We start from the raw sequence: 19,750 nt of genomic DNA on the forward strand, positions 1-19,750 counted from the left end.
AGCTCTATTATATGCAGGGGATGGCCGTCTACGGCCATCTCCTTGCATTAATATAAGGAGGAGAATCATTATGATGAAAAACTATTTATTATTGTACTTTGCGATATTTTCGTTGGCATTTGCATCGGTAGGTTGTTCTGATTCCGACGCTGATGAAGCGGACATGTCGCCGGCATTGGTCTTTTCAAGCAATGACCGTACATTCAGTGTCGCATCGGCTGAGCAGAGCGAGATTACAATAAAGTTCAAGGCCAACAAGCGATGGTCGGCTCAGGCTCTTGAAGGAGCCACCTGGCTCTTTTTTTCCAATAACGGTGTCAGCACCGGTGATGTTGAATTGACCGTTACTGTAGGAGCCAACACTTCCACCGACGGCCGCACCGGTAAATTCAGAATTTCGGCCGGTGACATGAGCGAGGAATTTACAGTGAATCAGCCCGGAAAGAGTGGCGAAGCACCCAAGCCTCCTACTGAAGAAATCGACCCGTCGACCATCCCCGATTATGATAAATTCTGGGCAAATTCAGAGCATGGATCGGGAATGTTGAAGAGCAATTCAAAATTCTCGTTTGCGCGTTATAAATCGAGCGAACACTTCTTTGTGTTCTGGGACAAATATTTCGGCGACGATCCCAACGGCTCACATGTAGCTCCCGGTGACCGCGTTGATATCGATGATCTTCTTGCCAAGGCCGAGCATTTCTTCCAGACCAATATCATGACTCTCGGCATGGCCGTACTTGGTCAGGGTCAGTCGACACTCGACGACTACAAGATGCAGATATATCTTCTCGATCCTACACCTGAATCGTGGGTGGCAACAGGTTCGGGTTATGACGACATGATAGGTGCGCTTTGGGTTACTCCGGCTACCTGTCAGCCCGTCGGCTCGACAATCGCTCACGAAATAGGACATTCGTTCCAGTATCAGGTATATGCCGACAAGATTCAGAAACAGGGTTACGACCACAACTACAAGCATGGTTTCCGTTATGGTTTCGGCCCCAACGGTGAAGGCGGTTGCTCTTACTGGGAGCAGTGCGCCCAGTGGCAGGCCCAGGTTGACTATCCCGAGGAGATGTTTGGCTATCATGTGCCTACATGGACAGCCAATTGTCATCGCATATTCTATCATGAATGGATGCGCTATGCAAGCTACTGGCTGCAGCATGACTGGGTAAACCGTCACGGAGTGGAGGCTTACGGACGCATCTGGCGTGAGTCGGAATTCCCTGAAGACCCCATTGAAACCTATACACGCCTCTACAACGGATCGGATATTCAGAAGACCTACGACGAGCTTTACGACTATGCGGCTCACATGGTTTACTACGACATCCCCGGCATACGCGAATATGCTACTCCCGAAGTGAAGGGTAACTATTCGACCGTATTGTTCCGAGTTGACGATTCCAAGTATCAGGTAGGTTATCAGTCGACCCCCGGAACTACCGGATTCAATGTCATAAGACTTATGACTTCGGCCGGCAAGTCGGTATCGGTTAAGGTAGATGCCCTTGAAACAGGCAGTGCTCTCGCCGAAAAGGATCCCGGAACACAGGTTAACGGCGACGGTAGCATTGTGGGTTCGGTTAAACGCTATAATACACAGCGCAACACATCGTCCAATTTCCGTTATGGCTATGTGGCAATCGTCGGCGGAGTGCCTCAGTACTCCGAAATGAGCAAAGGTGCTACAGGAACTGCATCCTACAACGTGCCTGCCGGAGCTTCGGAACTCTATTTCGTAATAATGGGTTCGCCTGACACCTATAATCGCGCGGGTTGGGATGACAAGGAGTCCAATGACGAGCAGTGGCCTTATACGATAACTCTCACCGGCACCGATGTTTACAATTATGTAGAGCCGTCGGTAGCGGTGTTTGAGAAAGTCGACGACAATACCCTTAATGTCACCTATGACTTAAGTGTCGACCCTGAAAACAGCGACTGGATTGCCGGAGGTCTTAACATGACTGTGCCCGATGTCACCGAATTCCTCGGAATGGATGCCGCAACCTTATCCAAGTCGGTCGTATCACCCGAAGTAGGTAAGGCTGTGGAGAAAATAGATGGTAAGATCGTGGTGTTCAATAAGAACGCTGACGGTTCGATATCCAATATGCCTACAGCTAATGTCGGTTACTGGCTCACTGTTGACGGAACCGCCATCGAGTATGCTGAAGGTACGATATATTACGAGTTGAACGGTGCCAACCTGATACTCGGCAAAAAGGGAGCTGTAGGTGCTCCAGGCGACACAATGGTGATGCATCCCGTTTATGTGTACAAGAAGGGATCCTCTGAAAAGACTATCAACGTTACAGTCACCTATAAATTCCGTGGTGCCACTACGGAATTGGGTAAGCGGGTGTCCTATTCACGTATGAAGCTTTTTTAATTAGGCATATTTAATGTCGGTATTTATTTCTAAGGTTGAGGAGGTATTGCGGGGCAACCTTGCAATGCCTCCTTTTTCATTTTCTAATTAAGGAAAATTACACTATCTTTGAATTGTGTAACACGAAAATTCATGATCAAGCAATTTGTTTTGGCAGCTGTTTTGCTGTCGTCGCTTCAGCTAACGGCCGAGGTGACCGAATATAAAGGTAAGAGCATATATCTCCCCAAAGAGCTGCGTGCCAACGACTTCACCGACCCTGCGTCGAAGTGGAGCTACGACCGCATGGCCTGCACCGACAACATCGTGCTTTTCTGGGCTCCCGGATTCGGCGGCAACATCGCCGCCGCTCCCGACCTTGAGGGACATGACATGAAGGTGGACCTTGCCAATCTGCTCGACCGGCTGGAGTCGTTTTACAAGTTTTTCTACAATGACCTCGCTTTCGTCAAGCCGGGCACCAAGGCCGACAAGTATCGCATTATGGTGATGCTCGACTACTCGCTTGAGGGCACGGCCTACGGCGGTGACTATGACGGCGAGATAGGCGCGCTGTGGATAGCTCCCAACCGCGTGCAGGACAAAAAGCTAAACTGCATAGCCCATGAGCTTGGACACTCGTTCCAGTCGCAGGTGTCGTGTGACGGCGAGGGCGAAGGCTGGGGCGGAAGCGGATTCTTCGAGATGGCGTCGCAGTGGATGCTGTGGCAGGTCAATCCCGACTGGCCCACCGACGAGAACTATCACCTGAACGCCTACCGTGACGGCACTCACAAGGCATTTCTTCACCTCGACAACATATACCGCTCGCCTTACGTGCTTGAACTGTGGGGCGAGAAGCACGGCCGGCCCATAATCGCCGAACTGTTCCGCCAGGGAAAGCGCGGCGAGGACCCGGTAATCACCTACAAGCGCATCAACGACATGACGCAGGATGAGTTTAACGACGAGATGTTCATGATGCAGCGCCGGCTGATAAACTGGGACATCGACCGCGTGCGTGACAATATGCGCCCCTATGCCAACCTGTGGCATACCGATATGGTGGATGCCGGCGGCCGTTACCGCGTGGCTCCGTCAAACTGTCCCGAGAACTACGGCTTCAACGCCATTGCGCTTGAGGTGCCGGCTCCGGGCAAGAAGGTGACTGTCGACTTCAAGGGCGAGGCCGGCCGCAAGGGTTACAACAGCGTCAATGTGGCGAAGGCCGGATGGCGTTACGGACTTGTGGCCGTGGATGCTGACGGCAATGCCACTTACGGCGAGATGAAGCGTGACCGTCACGGACGCATCGAGTACACCGCGCCCGCCGACAAGCAGCTCGCCCACCTGTGGCTCGTGGTCATGGGAGCTCCTGCCGAGCACTGGATGAATCCTCACGGACGCGACAACAATGAGGTTGACGCGCAGTGGCCCTACAGCATCAAGCTTTCGGGTACGGCGTTGAGGAAGTGACGCGTCGGTGAAGTGAGTGACCTTAATAATCTGTGTAAATATTCCTATCTTTGGTTTTAGCCTTAACATTGACTGATGAAAAAATTGTGCCTACTATTCATTGCCGGCTTGATGTCGCTTGCGGCTCTTGCTTCGGGGAGTAATCTTGCGTTCCGTCACTACACGACCGACAACGGATTGCCGTCAAACTGCGTGCGTGACATCATGCAGGACAGCCGCGGCTTCATCTGGTTTGCCACCGACGGCGGCCTTGTGCGGTTTGACGGTCAGCGTTTCAGGGTATTCTCGTTAAGCAAGGTGGAAGGCAAGCATTTTCAGGACGATTTTGTGTCGTCGATGCATGAGCTTGACGGCAAGATATGGATAGGTGTTGACACACACAGCTTTTTTATTACGATCCTGAAACTGAAAAGATTCTTGCGCCTGAGTTGCACTATGCTCCCGCGTGCACCAGCCGCATAGACTCCTACGTGCGTGACATGACTTCGGACAAGGACGGTAACCTGTGGCTTGCCGTGGCCGGCAACGGCGTGTTCAAGGTGAACAGCGTCACCGGCGATGTGGTTAACTACGAGTTTCCGCAGCTTTCCAATATGGTGGGCAGGATCTATGTCGACTCTCGCAACGATGTGTGGGTCATGGGTAATCAGGGACGGGGAATACTATTTAAGCTGAACAAGAGCGATGACACTTTCAAGCCGCTGCAGCTCAAGCTCGACGGCCGTCCGCTTCACGTAATTGCAGTGGCCATGGTCGAGGATGAGGCCCACAACATGTGGATAGGAATGTGGGACTCGGGGCTTTACCGCTTCGACCCCTTCACGGGCGAGGCCTATGCCGCACTGCAGCCCGGTGCCGACAGGGGGCTGGTTCACATCCACTCGATAACCGCGGGGAGCAATGACGCTCTTTTCATCGGTTCCGATACCGGATTGACCGTGTTCAATCCCAAGAGCGGCGAGTACACTCTATATAAGAATGACGAGCTCGACCGAAGGTCGTTGTCTGACCAGTTTGTCTATCCCATACTGCGTGACCGTGAGGATGGAATGTGGATAGGCACCTTCTACGGCGGTGTCAATTATCTGGCACCCGACCTCAAGCAGTTCAACGCTCATCGTCACTCGCGATTTGTCAACTCGGTGAGCGGTGACATCATATCGGGATTTTGCGAGGACGGCATGGGCAATGTGTGGATAGCGTCGGACGACGGCGGATTGTGTTACTACACTCCTTCGACGGGACGCTACAGTCACGTTGCGCTGCCCTCGACCGGAGCCGTGCCGTTTAACAACAACGTGCATGCGCTGTGCCTCGACGGCGACGACCTGTGGATAGGCACTTACACAACCGGTGTGGGTGTCTACAACATCAAGACCCACCTGATGCGTCACTACTACCCCCGCGAAGGCGACGACAGCTCGCTCGACGGGTGGAGCAGTTATGCCATCTACCGCGATCGCGACCGCAATATATGGGTGTCGACGATGGACATGATAAACCTCTATGACCGCGAGGCCGACAATTTCAAGCGTGTGCGCAGCCTGGGGGCTATGACTATCGACATCGACCAGGATGTCCTGGGCAATCTGTGGTTCTCGACCCAGGGCAAGGGGCTGTTCCGTTACGACACTCGTCACAGAGTGTGGAAAAACTATCGCTTCTCCGGTGACGAGGGTGCGTTGCCTCATAATCATGTCAACTGCACTACGATTGACTCGCGAGGCCGGATGTGGGTGGCTACGGCCAACGGCCTGTGCCGTTACGTGCCCGAGCGCGACAGTTTTGAGATTATCAATATAGGCGATGTGCCGAGTAAAATAGTGTTCTCGGTCATCGAGGACCAGAATTCATTGTGGCTCACGACAAGCAACGGGCTTGTGAGGTATTCGCTGGTCGACGGCAGTTCGGAACTGTTTACGACATTTGACGGACTGTCCAACAATCAGTTCATGCTGAATGCCGGGCTCAAGACTTCGAGCGGGTGCATCTATCTCGGTACGATTAAGGGCCTTAACTCGTTTTATCCCTATCAGATACGCCCTAATCAGGCAATGCCGCCGGTGGCGTTCACCGAGCTCGATGTGGTCAACTCGGTGGTCGAGGTGGGTGATTCGCGACTTCCCAAGTCGCTCAACAGTGTCGAGCGTATCGAACTGTCGCATGAGGATTATCTGTTCAGCCTGAGCTTCTCGGCGTTGAGTTACGTTAATCCGTCCAAGAATCATCTGCGTTACAAGCTCGAGGGCTTCGACAAGACATGGATAAACGCCGGCAGCGACAACCGTGCCACCTATACCAATCTGCCTCCGGGCAACTATAGGATGATGGTGCAGGCCTCCAATAATGACAATCTGTGGAACGAGGATGGCATAACGCTGCACATCAAAATATTGCCTCCGTGGTATGCCTCGATTCCTATGAAGATTCTCTATGTGCTTCTTGCGTTGGGGCTGATATTTCTGTTGATTCGTCTGTTGCTGCGTTACTACGACAAGCAGCACAAGGTGGAGCTGAGCCGTGTCAGTGCCAACAAGGAGAAAGAGGTGTATCAGGCCAAAATGTCATTCTTCACCATGATCGCGCATGAAATAAGGACTCCCGTGTCGCTTATAATAGGGCCGCTGGAAAAAATCATGCGTTCGCCAGGTGAATTGTCGCCGACAGTCCGCGACGACTTGAATATAATCAATCGCAACAGTCAGCGACTGCTCTTTCTCGTGAACCAGTTGCTCGACTTCAAGAAGGTTGAGCAAAACGGATTCACCGTGCAGTTCAGCAGGCAGAATGTGACGAATCTTGTCACGGCTGTGGCCGAGCGTTTTGCTCCGTCGATAGAGCAGATGGGTGGCAAGCTTGTTGTCGAGCAATGCGAGCGTGACATCGAAGCCGATGTCGATGCCGAGGCTTTGACCAAGCTTGTGAGCAATCTGCTAAACAACGCGCGCAAGTACATGAAGGATCGCATTGTCATTGCCTGTCACGCCGATGAGGGGCAGGGATGGTTCACCATATCGGTATCGGACAACGGTGTGGGAATCAGCCGTGACAATCAGGAGAAGATATTCAAGCCCTTCTTCCAGGTGATGGATGACAACCGAGAGTCGAAGGGCGGCACCGGACTTGGATTGAGCATCGTGCAGAGTGTGGTCGAGGCTCACAAGGGTGAGATAAAGGTTGAGTCGTCGCTCGGCAACGGCGCGACATTCATCGTCACCTTGCCGCTCAGGCAGGAAGGAGTGACTGCCTCGGCCGGCAACGACATTATGTCGCCCGCCGAGGATAAGGGCTGTTCGCGCGCAATCGACGGGGGTGTCAACGATGTGTCGCGTCCCGTGATGCTGATTGTCGACGATAACGAGGAGATGCTTCAGTTCATCACGAGCAACTTCAACTCCGACTACGAGGTGGTGACGGCTGTCAACGGCAAGGAGGCGCTTGACAAACTGTCGCGTCACGAAGTTGCGCTCATTGTGAGCGACTGGATGATGCCGGTGATGAACGGCGTCGAATTGTGCCGTGCGGTGAGAAGCAACTGCAACTACAGTCACATTCCGTTTATCCTGCTCACGGCCAAGACCGACAATTACTCCAAGATTGAGGGATTGAACTGCGGGGCTGACGCTTATGTGGAGAAGCCATTCTCGGTCAACTACCTTGAGGCGCGCATCCACAACCTTGTAGAGATGCGCAAGCTTCTGCGTGAGAAATTCTCGCAGACACCTCTTGAACCTATAAACACGATTGCGCCCAACCCGGTCGACGACCAGTTCCTGACGCAGCTTACCAATATAATAGAGGAGAACTTCTCCAATCCGGAGCTGTCGGTCGATTTCCTTGCCAACCGCATGGGCATAAGCCGATCGGGCCTATATGCCAAAATAAAGACTCTTGCCAATGTCACGCCCAATGAGCTGATACAGCTGACGCGCCTGAAGAAGGCGGCAAAGCTTCTTGCCGAAAACAAGTACCGCATTAACGAAATATGCTACATGGTTGGATTCAACAGTTCGTCATATTTCTCGAAGTGTTTCCAGCGGCAGTTCGGCATTAAGCCCGGAGAGTTCACTCCACACTCGCTATAGAGCCGTTAATATTTATTGTCGAACCGGCTCTTAGGGCAGAATCTCGATCATTCTGCGGCATAGTGTCCTCAGGTCGTCGTCCTTTATTATATAAGGAGGCATGATGTAGACATTACGGCCGAAGGGGCGCACCCATATTCCCTTTTCGACGCATCGTTTCTGAAATTCGCCCACATTGACGGGGTCGTTCATCTCCACGACTCCGATAGCACCTAGTACGCGCACATTCTTCACTCGTTCGTTGGACGCGGCGGGAGCCAGCTCCTGCTTCAGCAGGCTTTCGATGTGGCTGATGCGCGATGCCATGTCCTGCTCGTTGAGCATCTTGATCGACTCAATGGCTATGGCGCATGCCAGCGGATTGCCCATGAATGTGGGGCCGTGCATGAGCACTCCGGCCTCGCCGCGTGAAATGGTGTCGGCCACATCCTTGGTCGTGAGCACTGCGCTCATGGTGAGGTAGCCGGCGGTCAAGCCCTTGCCTATGCACATGATGTCGGGCTCCACTCCGGCCCACTCCCAGGCAAAGCGGCGCCCTGTGCGCCAGAATCCCGTGGCTATTTCGTCAAATATCAGGTATACGCCGTAGCGGTCGCAGAGGCGGCGAGCCTCGACGAGATATTGCGGATGGTAGAATCGCATTCCTCCCGCTCCCTGCACTACAGGCTCGAGAATCAGTGCGGCAATGGAGTCGTGGTGCTCGGCGAGAGTCTTTTCAAGCGGTGCCATAGTTTCGGGATGCCACTCGTCGTAGAACCCTATTTCAGGCGCGGGAACGAAGTAGCGAATGGGAAGAGCCGGGCCGAATGCTCCGTGCATTCCCGTCACGGGGTCGCAGACGCTCATTGCATTCCAAGTGTCGCCGTGATAGCCCGAACGGATGGTGACGAAGTTGCTCTTCTCGTGGTTGCCGCTGCGTGACACCGCAGCCTGTATAGCCATCTTCATGGCCACTTCGACTGCCACCGAGCCCGAGTCGGCGTAGAAGATGTTGTTCATCGACGGCGGCACAATTTCGAGCAGCAGCTTCCCCAGCTCGATTGCCGGTTCATGGGTCAAACCGCCAAACATCACGTGTGACATCTTTTCACATTGTCGGGTTATGGCTTCGTTTATGCGTGGATTGTTATAGCCGTGTATCACGGCCCACCACGATGACATTCCGTCGATGAGTTCGGTGCCGTCGACGAGCTTGATTGTAGTTCCGGCAGCCGAGTCGACCTTGTAGGTGGGCAATGGATTTATGGTTGAAGTGTAGGGGTGCCACAGGTGTTCGCGGTCCCAGTTGTCATATACGATTTCCTGATTGGTCATGGTGGGGTTGTTTTGAGAATACAGAATGTATTGCAAAATTACTGAAAGAAATTAAAAAAATGTGCGATAAATGGTCATTTAGGGATGGATTGTGAGTTATTTTCGCCATTTACGGAAAAATTTCAGTAATTAAGGCGTTTTTTTTGCCAAATTAGTTATGCGCTCCATTTAAAATCATTAAATTTGCGCAACCAACCCCTAAAATATCGTAGAAATTATGAAGAAGCATAACTTTTATGCCGGACCATCGATTCTGAGTGAGTACACTATCAAAAACACCGCCGAGGCCATCAAGGACTTTGCGGGAACAGGTTTGTCGATTCTTGAAGTGTCGCACCGCAGTAAGGAATTTGTTGCAGTTATGGATGAGGCCCAAGCCCTCGTCAAGGAGCTGCTTGAGGTTCCCGAGGGCTATCATGTCCTTTTCCTCGGTGGAGGCGCTTCAATGCAATTCTGCATGGTTCCTTATAACTTGTTGAAGAAGAAAGCCGCCTATCTTGAAACAGGAACATGGGCGACAAATGCCATCAAAGAGGCCCGTCTTTTTGGAGAGGTGGATGTTGTTGCGTCAAGCAAGGAAGCCAACTTTACCAACATCCCCAAGAATTATGTAGTACCCGATGATGTGGACTATTTCCACTTCACCTCAAATAACACCATCTACGGAACCGAGATGCGTTACGATCCCGATGTAAAGGTGCCTTTGGTAGCCGACATGTCGAGCGACATCTTCTCCCGTCCCGTTGATGTGTCAAAGTATGATGTAATATATGCCGGAGCTCAGAAGAATCTTGCTCCCGCCGGCGTTACCATCGTGATTGTCAAGGAGGATGCCCTCGGTCACGTAGACCGCGCAATCCCCACCATGCTTGACTATCGCACCCACGTAAAGAAGGGCTCGATGTTCAACACTCCTCCCGTGCTGCCCATCTACTCGGCACTGCAGACCCTCAAGTACTATAAGGAACTTGGTGGCGTAAAGGAGATGGAGCGTCGCGACCTTGCCAAGGCCGAGCTTCTCTATGAGGCCATCGATTCAAGCAAGATGTTTGTAGGTACCGTTGCTCCCGAGGATCGTTCAATAATGAATGTGTGCTTCGTAATGAAGCCCGAATATGACGGACTCGACAAGGAGTTCATCGACTTTGCATCGACCAAGGGCATCGTGGGCATCAAGGGTCACCGTTCGGTTGGCGGTTTCCGTGCATCGCTTTACAATGCTCTTCCCATCGAGAGCGTGAAGGTGCTTGTTGACGCAATGAAGGAATTTGAGGCAAAACATTAATCAGGAGAGCATTAGGACTATGAAAGTATTGGTAGCCACCGAAAAACCGTTTGCAGCCGTTGCTGTTGACGGTATACGCAAAGTGATAGAAGAGGCCGGTTATGAACTCGAGCTTCTTGAAAAGTACGGCAGCAAGCAGGATCTGCTCAATGCCGCTTCCAATGCCGACGCCATAATCATACGCAGCGACATAATCGACGCCGAAGTGCTCGACGCCGCAAAGCAGCTTAAGATTGTGGTGCGTGCCGGTGCCGGATATGACAATGTGGACCTCGCAGCCGCTACAGCCCACAATGTTGTTGTGGAGAATACTCCCGGACAGAACTCCAACGCTGTTGCCGAACTCGTATTCGGTATGGCAGTGATGGCAGTGCGCAACATGTATAACGGAACATCGGGAACCGAGCTGAAGGGCAAGCGTCTTGGCATACAGGCTTTTGGTCAGGTAGGCCGTAACGTTGCCCGCATAGCCAAGGGATTTGGCATGGAGGTGTCGGCATTCGACCCCTTCTGCCCCGATGAGGCTATGGTTGAGGCCGGTGTCACTCCCGTTCATTCGGTTGAGGAGCTCTACGCCGACAACAATTATGTGTCGATTCACATTCCCGCAACTCCCGACACCAAGAAGAGCGTTAATTACGAGCTCATCACCAAGATGCCCAAGGGCGGCGTGCTCATCAACACAGCCCGCAAGGAGGTGATTGACGAGGAGGGATTGCAGAAGGCTCTCGCCGATCGTGCCGACATGAAGTATGTAGCCGATGTGAAGCCCGACAATGCCGAAGCGCTGAAGGCTGAATTTGGCGACCGCGTGTTCTTTACTCCCAAGAAGATGGGAGCCCAGACCTCGGAAGCCAACATAAACGCAGGAATCGCCGCCGCACATCAGGTTGTGGCCTATCTGCGTGATGGAATCAATAAATTCCAAGTGAATAAGTAGAAAACTCTAATTCCTTGATAACATGAGGGCTGCTCTATGTGGGCAGCCCTATTTTGTAACTTTTAACACAAAAACAGGCGAGTATATTTGGTGGTAACGGCCAAAATGCCTACCTTTGCACTCACAAAACAACATCGCGGGATGGAGCAGTGGTAGCTCGTTGGGCTCATAACCCAAAGGTCGCAGGTTCGAGTCCTGCTCCCGCCACTAAAATAGAGGAAACAATCGTTATAAACGGTTGTTTCCTTTTTATTTTGGTTAATTTTTAACGATAGTCCAAATTATTTTGTATCTTTGACTATGTCTTAGATGCGATTAAGTTGAGAGTAAAACAACGTATTAGTATCTTTGTCATAGGACTTACAAATATTAACCACTTATACACAAGTACAATTATGAGCAAACCTTATGTTGTAGGAATCGACATAGGCGGTACAAATACCGTATTCGGTATAGTTGACGCACGAGGAAACGTAATAGCAAGTAACTCGATAAAGACAGGCAAGCATGCCAATATCGAGGATTATATCGCAGAGCTCAAGGTAGCCCTAAACAAGCTTATCGAGGCTCACGATGCTAAAGATAAAATTCACGGAATAGGTGTAGGAGCTCCCAACAGCAACTATTTCACCGGAACCATCGAGTATGCCACCAATCTGCCCTGGAAGGGTGTTGTGCCTCTTGCCAAGCTGCTCACCGAAGCTTTCGGTGTGCCTGTCGCCGTTACAAATGATGCCAACGCGGCCGCTATAGGTGAAATGACCTATGGTGCGGCACGCGGCATGAAGGATTTCATCATGATAACCTTGGGAACCGGAGTAGGAAGCGGCATCGTTGTCAACGGTCAGCTTGTCTACGGCCACGACGGATTTGCCGGCGAGCTGGGCCACGTGATTGTGAAGCCCTCCAACGGACGCATGTGTGGATGCGGACGCACCGGATGTCTTGAAACCTACTGCTCGGCAACAGGGGTTGCACGCACAGCGCGTGAGTTCCTTGAGATACGCACCGATCCGTCGCGTCTTCGCGACCTTCCCATCGAGGAGATTACATCGAAGGATGTATATGACGCAGCCATTGCCGGCGACAAGCTTGCCCGCGAGATATTCCAGTACACGGGCGAAATCATGGGCCGCGCATTTGCCAACTTCGTTGCATTCTCAAGCCCTGAGGCAATCATACTCTTTGGCGGACTTGCACGCGCAGGCGAGCTGCTGATGAAGCCTATAAAGGAGTCGATGGACCGCAATATGCTCAACATGTTCAAGGGAAAGACCAAGCTCTTGCTTTCGGAACTTAAGGAGAGTGACGCAGCCGTGCTCGGCGCAAGTGCATTGGGCTGGGAAGCACGACCCACTCCTCCCCCGGCATCGGCTCAGACGATTCTTGCTGAAGTATAGTGTCGATATTTTGACAACTCATAATTGCGGCCGCTCCATTGTGGGCGGCCGCTTCGATTTTAAGGTACTGCGCGAATCAAAGGCGTGGATTATCCGTTATTATAATAAATAGAATAAGCGTTACGGTTATGAAATTCATATCATGGAATGTCAACGGGCTTCGTGCCTGTTGCGGCAAGGGATTCAAGGATGTATTCAAGGAGTTGGATGCCGATTTTTTCTGCATTCAGGAAACCAAGCTGCAGGAAGGGCAGATTGATTTGTCGTTTGACGGATATGATTCCTATTGGAACTATGCCGATAAGAAGGGGTATTCGGGAACGGCCATATTCACCCGCATCGAGCCTGTGTCGGTGCGTTACGGCATAGGTGTCGAGGAACACAATCACGAAGGGCGTGTTGTCACGCTTGAAATGGCCGACTTCTACCTGGTCAACGTGTACACTCCAAATTCACAGGAGGGACTGAAGCGCATTGACTATCGTGTGGCATGGGAGCGCAGTTTCCGTGAATATGTCATGTCGCTCGACAAGGAGAAGCCTGTAATAGTGTGCGGTGACTTGAACGTGGCCCGCAGTGACATCGATTTGGTCAACCCTGACAGAAACAGGGGGTCGGCCGGATATTCCGATGAGGAGCGCCGCGAGCTTGAGCTGCTTCTTCAGGCCGGATTTGTCGACACGTTCCGTTACCTGCATCCCGATGCCACGGGGGCTTACACATGGTGGAGCTATTTCTATAAGGCGCGACAACGTAACGCCGGATGGCGCATCGACTATTTCCTGATATCGGAGCGGTTGTTGCCGAGGCTCGAAGGCGCCGCCATACACAGCGAAATCCATGGCGCCGACCATTGTCCCGTTGAGCTCTTGCTCACCGATTGACGGCAGCCATTACCAAAACTTGTTGGCTTCGGGGTTATACTCCCATCCGGCCGCGTTGAGCTTTTCTTCAAGAAGCTTGCGGTCGATGTCGAGCGATGCACACAGCTCGTCGAGCGAGGGGTATTCGTCACGCAGTTTCATGTTTATGAAACTGAACAGCATAGCCGGGTCCTGAGGCAGATTATCCATGATTAAGAACGATATTGCAGATATAATTTGCGGCAAAGTTACAAAAAAAATAATCTTGCAATTAAATCGCATCAAATAGTTGCAATTGTGACGCAAAACAGCAGCTGTTGATGAAAAATGTATAGCAAAAGGCTCTCAGATGCGACAAACGCGTTGCTAATGAGAGCCTTTGCGGCAATTAAACGCATGGAATTGAGATAATTTGTAACCTCGGCTATTTTATTATTTCACGGAGAAAAGCTAATTTTGTACTCTGAAATAAAAAATGTAATCATACAATGGAAAAGAAATTCAAACGTACCTTGATAACCACCGCATTACCCTATGCCAACGGTCCCGTTCACATAGGTCATCTTGCCGGTGTATATGTTCCGGCCGACATCTATGCGCGTTACCTCAGGCTTTGCGGCAAAGATGTAGTGCTCGTAGGCGGAAGCGATGAACACGGAGTGCCCATCACAATAAAGGCCCGTCGCGAAGGCGTGACCCCTCAGGACATTGTCGACAGGTACCATAAGATAATCAAGGATTCGTTTGAAGAGCTGGGAATTTCATTTGATGTATATTCACGTACCACTTCCGACACGCATTCGGCTACGGCAAGCGAGTTTTTCCGCCGTCTGTATGACAAGGGCGAGTTTATCGAAAACACATCGATGCAGCTTTACGACGAAGAGGCCGGGCAGTTCCTTGCCGACCGTTACGTTGTGGGCAAGTGCCCTCATTGCGGAAATGAACGCGCCTACGGTGACCAGTGCGAAGCCTGCGGTACATCGCTCAACGCCACCGACCTTATCGAGCCCAAGAGCGCGATAACCGGCAGTGTGCCCGTGATGCGTGAAACCAAGCACTGGTATCTGCCCCTCGACAAGTGGGAACCCGCTCTGCGCGAGTGGATTCTTGAAGGTCACAAGGAGTGGAAGACCAATGTGTACGGCCAGTGCAAATCATGGCTCGACATGGGCTTGCAGCCCCGTGCGGTGAGCCGTGACCTCGACTGGGGAATCCCCGTGCCCGTGGAGGGTGCCGAGGGAAAGGTGCTCTATGTGTGGTTTGATGCGCCGATAGGCTACATCTCCAACACCAAGGAGCTGCTCCCCGACACATGGGCCACTTACTGGAAAGATCCCGAAACCCGCATAATCAATTTCATAGGCAAGGACAACATTGTGTTCCACTGCATTGTGTTTCCCGCAATGCTCATGGCCTACGGCGACGGCTTCCAGCTGCCCGACAACGTTCCTGCCAATGAGTTCCTGAACCTCGAAGGTGACAAGATTTCGACTTCGCGCAACTGGGCGGTGTGGCTTCACGAGTATCTCGTGGACTTCCCCGGAAAGCAGGATGTGCTGCGTTACGTGCTCACAGCCAACGCTCCCGAAACAAAGGACAACGACTTCACATGGCGTGACTTCCAGGCCCGCAACAACAGCGAGCTTGTGGCCATTCTCGGAAACTTCGTGAACCGCGCCGTGGTGCTCACTCACAAATACTTCAACGGAGAGGTTCCCGCCGCCGGAGAATATCAGCCGATAGACAATGACGCATTTGCCGAACTCAAGTCGATAAAGAGCTCGTTGAGCGACAATCTCGACAACTTCCATTTCAGAGAGGCATTGAAGGATGCGATGAACATAGCCCGCCTCGGAAACAAATATCTTCAGGAAACCGAGCCTTGGAAGGTGGCCAAGAGTGACATGGCGCGCACGGCTACAATACTCAATGTAGCAGCTCAGATGTGTGCCAACATCGCCGTGGCCTTTGAGCCGTTCATGCCTTTCATGTCGAAGAAGCTTCGCGGAATGCTCGGAATGAACGAGATAAATTGGGACGAGCTGGGCCGTAACGACCTTATTCCCGCAGGGCGCCACTTGGGCGAGGCCGAATTGCTCTTTGACAAAATCGAGGATGCCGCAATCGAAGCACAGATAAAGCGTCTTGAGGACAACAAGCGCCAGAACATGATCGATGCGTGGACAGTGGCTCCTCAGGCCGAGGATGTTGACTTTGACACATTCATGAAGGCCGACCTGCGAGTAGGCACCGTGCTTGAGTGCAAGAAGGTGCCCAAGGCCGACAAGCTGCTGCAGTTCCTTATCGACGACGGAATGTCGAAGCGCACCATCGTGTCGGGAATCGCAAAGTACTACGAGCCTGAAGACCTTGTGGGCAAGCAGGTGTGCTTCATCGCCAATCTGCCACCCCGCAAGCTGCGCGGCATCGTGTCGCAGGGCATGATCCTGTCGGCCGAGAATCCCGACGGCCGCCTTGTAGTCATGGGCCCGACTGCTCCCGTGGTGCCCGGAGCACAGGTTAAATAAGGGTTACGATGCAATATAATCCTCTAACTCCCCGACCTCTAACAATGAACAGTGAACGCAAACCCAATATACTGATAGTCTACACCGGAGGAACAATCGGAATGATTGAGAATCCGCAGACTCATGCGTTGCAACCCTTTGACTTCAGGCACCTGATCGACAATGTGCCCAAGATAAAGATGCTCGATTATAGAATCGAGAACATACAGTTTCAATCGCCTATCGACTCGTCGGACATGAATCCGCAATGCTGGATGGAGATAGCCAAGGCGATTGAGGACAACTTTGACCGCTTTGACGGTTTTGTGGTGCTTCATGGAACCGACACCATGGCCTATACGGCCTCGGCGTTGTCGTTCATGCTCGAGAATCTTCACAAGCCTGTAATTATAACCGGCTCGCAACTGCCTATAGGCGAAGTGAGAACCGACGGCGAGGAGAACCTCATAACGGCATTGCAAATAGCTGCGGCTACCGACATAAGCGGCGCCCCCATGGTGCAGGAGGTTGCGATACTCTTTGAGAACTATCTTTGGCGTGGCAACCGCTCAACCAAAATGAGCGCCGATAACTTCAATGCGTTCAAGAGCAACAACTATCCATCGCTTGCGAAGATAGGCCTTGGCATACACTTCAACGAGGAGTCGTTGATGCGCGCCATTGTCAAGCGTCCGCTGAAGGTGCGTTACGCAATGGACTCAAACGTGATGTTTCTCGACCTACATCCGGGCATAACCGAGGAGATACTTCGCCACCAGCTCAACACTCCCGGCATAAAGGGCATCGTGCTTAAGACATTCGGAGCCGGTAACGCGCCCACTTCGCAATGGTTTTCCGATGCCATACGTGACGCAGTGAATCGTGACATCGTGATATTGAACATAACGCAGTGTGTCAACGGCGGAGTACACACCAAGCGTTATGTGGCCGGCGACCGTCTTGCTGCTGCCGGCGTAATATCGGGTCACGACATGACAGCTGAAGCGGCCATAACGAAGATGATGTATCTTTTCGGACTCGGACTTGAAGCCGCCGATGTGCGAAAGTACCTTGAATGCTCGTTATGTGGAGAAGTGACATTGTGAAAACATTGTCTAAGAGTATGAATTTGAGAATTTTATTTAAAAATTGCCGAGCATATTGCGTCTAATTGAAAAAAAAGTGCGATATTTGCAGTTGCAAAAATCACGGAGTCTAATGTTTGGACGCAAAGAGTTTTGCCAGTCAATAATATTGTAATTATTATAATCATAAAATTTAGTAGAAAAAATGACTAAAGCCGACATCGTAAACGAAATCTCTAAGACAACCGGTATCGAAAAAGCTAATGTACTTGAGACTATCGAAAAGTTCATGGAGATTGTAAAAGATTCTTTGGCACATGGAGAGAATGTATATCTCCGCGGATTTGGCAGCTTCATCGTAAAGACTCGTTCGGAGAAGACCGCCCGCAACATTTCAAAGAACACCACCATCATTATCCCGGAACATAAGATTCCCGCTTTCAAGCCTGCCAAGGTCTTCATGGAAGAGGTGAAGTAATGATCAACTTTAGAGATTTTATATAACCCATATTATTAACTTTAAACAGCGTAAAAATGCCAAGCGGAAAGAAAAGAAAAGGCCACAAGATGGCAACTCACAAGCGCAAAAAACGCCTTAGAAAGAATCGTCATAAGAAGAAATAATTCAATATTCTTCGATTGACAATTAAAAAAACGTATATACTCGAGAACAAACTTGATCAAGTCGCCCAACGTAATTGACCCAGTCACGTTTGTTCTCAGCGTATATAATAAAGAGTCATCGCCACCGTGGCTCGGCACTCATTAGAGGGTGGCAGTTAAGAAATGAGAAGTGAACTCATAGTAGATGTACAATCCACCGAGGTGTCAATCGCCTTGACTGAGGATTCCCGGCTCGTATCGCTCCAGAAAGAGTCGAGAAACATTTCCTACGCAGTGGGCGACATTTATCTGGCACGAGTCAAGAAGCTCATGCCGGGATTGAATGCCGCATTCGTTGATGTAGGCTACGAAAAAGACGCGTTTCTTCATTACTTAGACTTAGGCTCCCAGTTCTCATCCTACTACCAGTTTGTCAAGCAAGCGCTTGACGACAAGAAACACTTGCCACAAGTGTCAAAAATGAAGCTCCTCCCTGACATCGACAAGCACGGTTCGGTGACCGATGTCCTTGAAAAGGACATGCAGTTGATGGTTCAGATAGCAAAAGAGCCCATATCCTCCAAAGGTCCGCGACTGACTACCGAGATAACGTTTACCGGACGCTTCCTTGTACTCATCCCCTTCGGCGATAAGATATCGGTATCGCAAAAGATTAAGACGACCGAAGAGAAACTTCGTCTGCGCCAGCTCGTAGAGAGCATCCGCCCCAAGAATTTCGGCGTGATAGTGCGCACCTCAGCCGAGGGAAAAAGAGTGGCCGAACTGAATCATGAATTGAAGACATTGTTGAAATGTTGGGAAGATACAGTGGCCAAGGCCCAGTCGTCGACCGTTCCGTCGCTAATATTTGAGGAGGAAAGTCGTATTGTGAGCATGTTGCGTGATGTGTTCAGTCCATCGTTTGAAAGCATTTATGTCAACGATGCGGAAACTTACGGTCAGATAAAGAAATATGTCGACCTCATAGCTCCCGATCGTGCCGACATCGTAAAGCTCTATGCCAAGGATGAACCGATATTCGACCACTTCAACATCACCAAGCAGATAAAGTCGTCGTTTGGTAAGACGGTGTCGTTCAAATCGGGCGCATATATCATTATAGAGCACACTGAAGCGCTTCACGTAATCGATGTAAATTCAGGTAACCGCTCGAAGGCCTCCAATGACCAGGAGAGCAATGCCCTTGAGGTCAATCTGAGGGCGGCCGACGAGATAGCGCGCCAGTTGAGGCTGCGTGACATGGGCGGCATTATCGTGATAGACTTTATCGACATGAACAAGTCGGAACATCGACAGGCTCTTTACGAACACATGAGGGAGGTTATGGCCAATGACCGCGCCCGGCACAATATCCTGCCGTTGAGTAAATTCGGGTTGATGCAGATAACCCGCCAGCGCGTGCGGCCGGCTCTCGACATCGTCACCTCAGAGAAATGCCCGTCGTGTTACGGAAAAGGCGAGGTGCAGCCGTCGTTGCTGTTTACCGATGTATTGAAGGAGAAGCTTGACTACCTGATTAATAATCTGCATGAAAGCGGATTTACGATGTATGTGCATCCCTACGTTGATGCATATCTTAAAAAGGGCTTATTGTCGCTCTATCGAAAGTGGAAGATGGAGTTTGGCAGCCGCTTCAAGATATTGCCCGATCAATCGTTGGCCTATTTGCAGTACAGAGTCATAGACTCAAAGAAAAATGAGATAGACCTTGCCGAGGAAAAGGACATGGATTCCTCTTCGACAAAGTCAAAGACTAAAGCCAAGGAAAGGAATAAGAATGAAGATTAA

Annotated in this window: 14 protein-coding genes and 1 tRNA gene; 13 read left to right on the forward strand and 2 right to left on the reverse strand. The window is 51.2% G+C overall.

The annotated features are described in order from the left end of the window. Positions 1–70: 70 nt before the first annotated feature. From E5354_RS08410 to E5354_RS08420, 4 genes are all read left to right on the forward strand, one after another. Positions 71–2,401 carry a DUF6055 domain-containing protein gene (locus E5354_RS08410; protein WP_135947200.1) on the forward strand — a complete coding sequence of 777 codons (2,331 nt, stop codon included), beginning with the start codon at positions 71–73 and terminating at the stop codon, positions 2,399–2,401. 132 nt (positions 2,402–2,533) lie between these two features. Next, positions 2,534–3,856: a DUF6055 domain-containing protein gene (locus tag E5354_RS08415; RefSeq protein WP_135947201.1), complete on the forward strand. Its 1,323-nt coding sequence runs from the start codon at positions 2,534–2,536 to the stop codon at positions 3,854–3,856. Positions 3,857–3,931: 75 nt separating this feature from the next. Beyond that, the gene (locus E5354_RS14350; RefSeq protein ID WP_246863777.1) at positions 3,932–4,318 is read left to right on the forward strand and encodes a two-component regulator propeller domain-containing protein; all 387 of its coding nucleotides are present in this window, start codon (positions 3,932–3,934) and stop codon (positions 4,316–4,318) included. 17 nt (positions 4,319–4,335) lie between these two features. After that, a complete protein-coding gene (locus E5354_RS08420; protein ID WP_246863778.1) occupies positions 4,336–7,941 on the forward strand; it encodes an ATP-binding protein in 3,606 nt (1,201 codons plus the stop codon). Positions 7,942–7,971: 30 nt separating this feature from the next. On the opposite strand, the gene bioA is transcribed toward E5354_RS08420, so the two are convergent. Next, positions 7,972–9,255 carry an adenosylmethionine--8-amino-7-oxononanoate transaminase gene (bioA, locus tag E5354_RS08425; RefSeq protein WP_123396217.1) on the reverse strand — a complete coding sequence of 428 codons (1,284 nt, stop codon included), beginning with the start codon at positions 9,253–9,255 and terminating at the stop codon, positions 7,972–7,974. A gap of 217 nt (positions 9,256–9,472) precedes the next feature. On the opposite strand from bioA, the gene serC reads away from it, so the two are divergent. The 5 genes from serC to E5354_RS08450 all read left to right on the forward strand — a co-directional run bounded on the left by serC (position 9,473) and on the right by E5354_RS08450 (position 13,764). Further along, positions 9,473–10,540 carry a 3-phosphoserine/phosphohydroxythreonine transaminase gene (serC, locus tag E5354_RS08430; protein WP_123396218.1) on the forward strand — a complete coding sequence of 356 codons (1,068 nt, stop codon included), beginning with the start codon at positions 9,473–9,475 and terminating at the stop codon, positions 10,538–10,540. 19 nt (positions 10,541–10,559) lie between these two features. Continuing rightward, positions 10,560–11,480 (forward strand): NAD(P)-dependent oxidoreductase, encoded by a 921-nt coding sequence (locus E5354_RS08435; RefSeq protein WP_123396219.1) that lies wholly within the window; start codon positions 10,560–10,562, stop codon positions 11,478–11,480. A gap of 135 nt (positions 11,481–11,615) precedes the next feature. After that, a tRNA-Met gene (locus E5354_RS08440) sits at positions 11,616–11,687 on the forward strand. Between the two features lie 188 nt (positions 11,688–11,875). Next, positions 11,876–12,880, forward strand: coding sequence for an ROK family protein (locus E5354_RS08445; protein WP_123396220.1), 1,005 nt, complete (start codon positions 11,876–11,878; stop codon positions 12,878–12,880). 128 nt (positions 12,881–13,008) lie between these two features. Then, entirely contained in the window at positions 13,009–13,764 is a 756-nt protein-coding gene (locus tag E5354_RS08450; protein WP_123396221.1) for an exodeoxyribonuclease III, read from the forward strand. Positions 13,765–13,773: 9 nt separating this feature from the next. On the opposite strand, the gene E5354_RS08455 is transcribed toward E5354_RS08450, so the two are convergent. Beyond that, entirely contained in the window at positions 13,774–13,953 is a 180-nt protein-coding gene (locus tag E5354_RS08455) for a DUF4250 domain-containing protein (RefSeq protein WP_123396222.1), read from the reverse strand. 278 nt (positions 13,954–14,231) lie between these two features. Here E5354_RS08455 and metG point away from each other — a divergent pair, with 278 nt between their 5' ends. The 4 genes from metG (at position 14,232) to E5354_RS08475 (ending at position 19,750) form a co-directional block, all read left to right on the forward strand. Further along, complete coding sequence (gene metG / locus E5354_RS08460; RefSeq protein ID WP_123396223.1) at positions 14,232–16,274, forward strand: methionine--tRNA ligase; 2,043 nt, start codon at positions 14,232–14,234, stop codon at positions 16,272–16,274. Between the two features lie 44 nt (positions 16,275–16,318). After that, complete coding sequence (locus tag E5354_RS08465) at positions 16,319–17,359, forward strand: asparaginase (protein WP_135947202.1); 1,041 nt, start codon at positions 16,319–16,321, stop codon at positions 17,357–17,359. Positions 17,360–17,543: 184 nt separating this feature from the next. Next, positions 17,544–17,816 (forward strand): HU family DNA-binding protein, encoded by a 273-nt coding sequence (locus tag E5354_RS08470; protein WP_123396225.1) that lies wholly within the window; start codon positions 17,544–17,546, stop codon positions 17,814–17,816. A 308-nt stretch (positions 17,817–18,124) separates the two neighbouring features. Then, positions 18,125–19,750, forward strand: a complete 1,626-nt coding sequence (locus E5354_RS08475; RefSeq protein ID WP_123396226.1) for a ribonuclease E/G — start codon at positions 18,125–18,127, stop codon at positions 19,748–19,750.

Origin of the sequence: Muribaculum sp. NM65_B17 (assembly GCF_004793735.1) — a bacterium.
Taxonomy (GTDB): domain Bacteria; phylum Bacteroidota; class Bacteroidia; order Bacteroidales; family Muribaculaceae; genus Muribaculum; species Muribaculum gordoncarteri.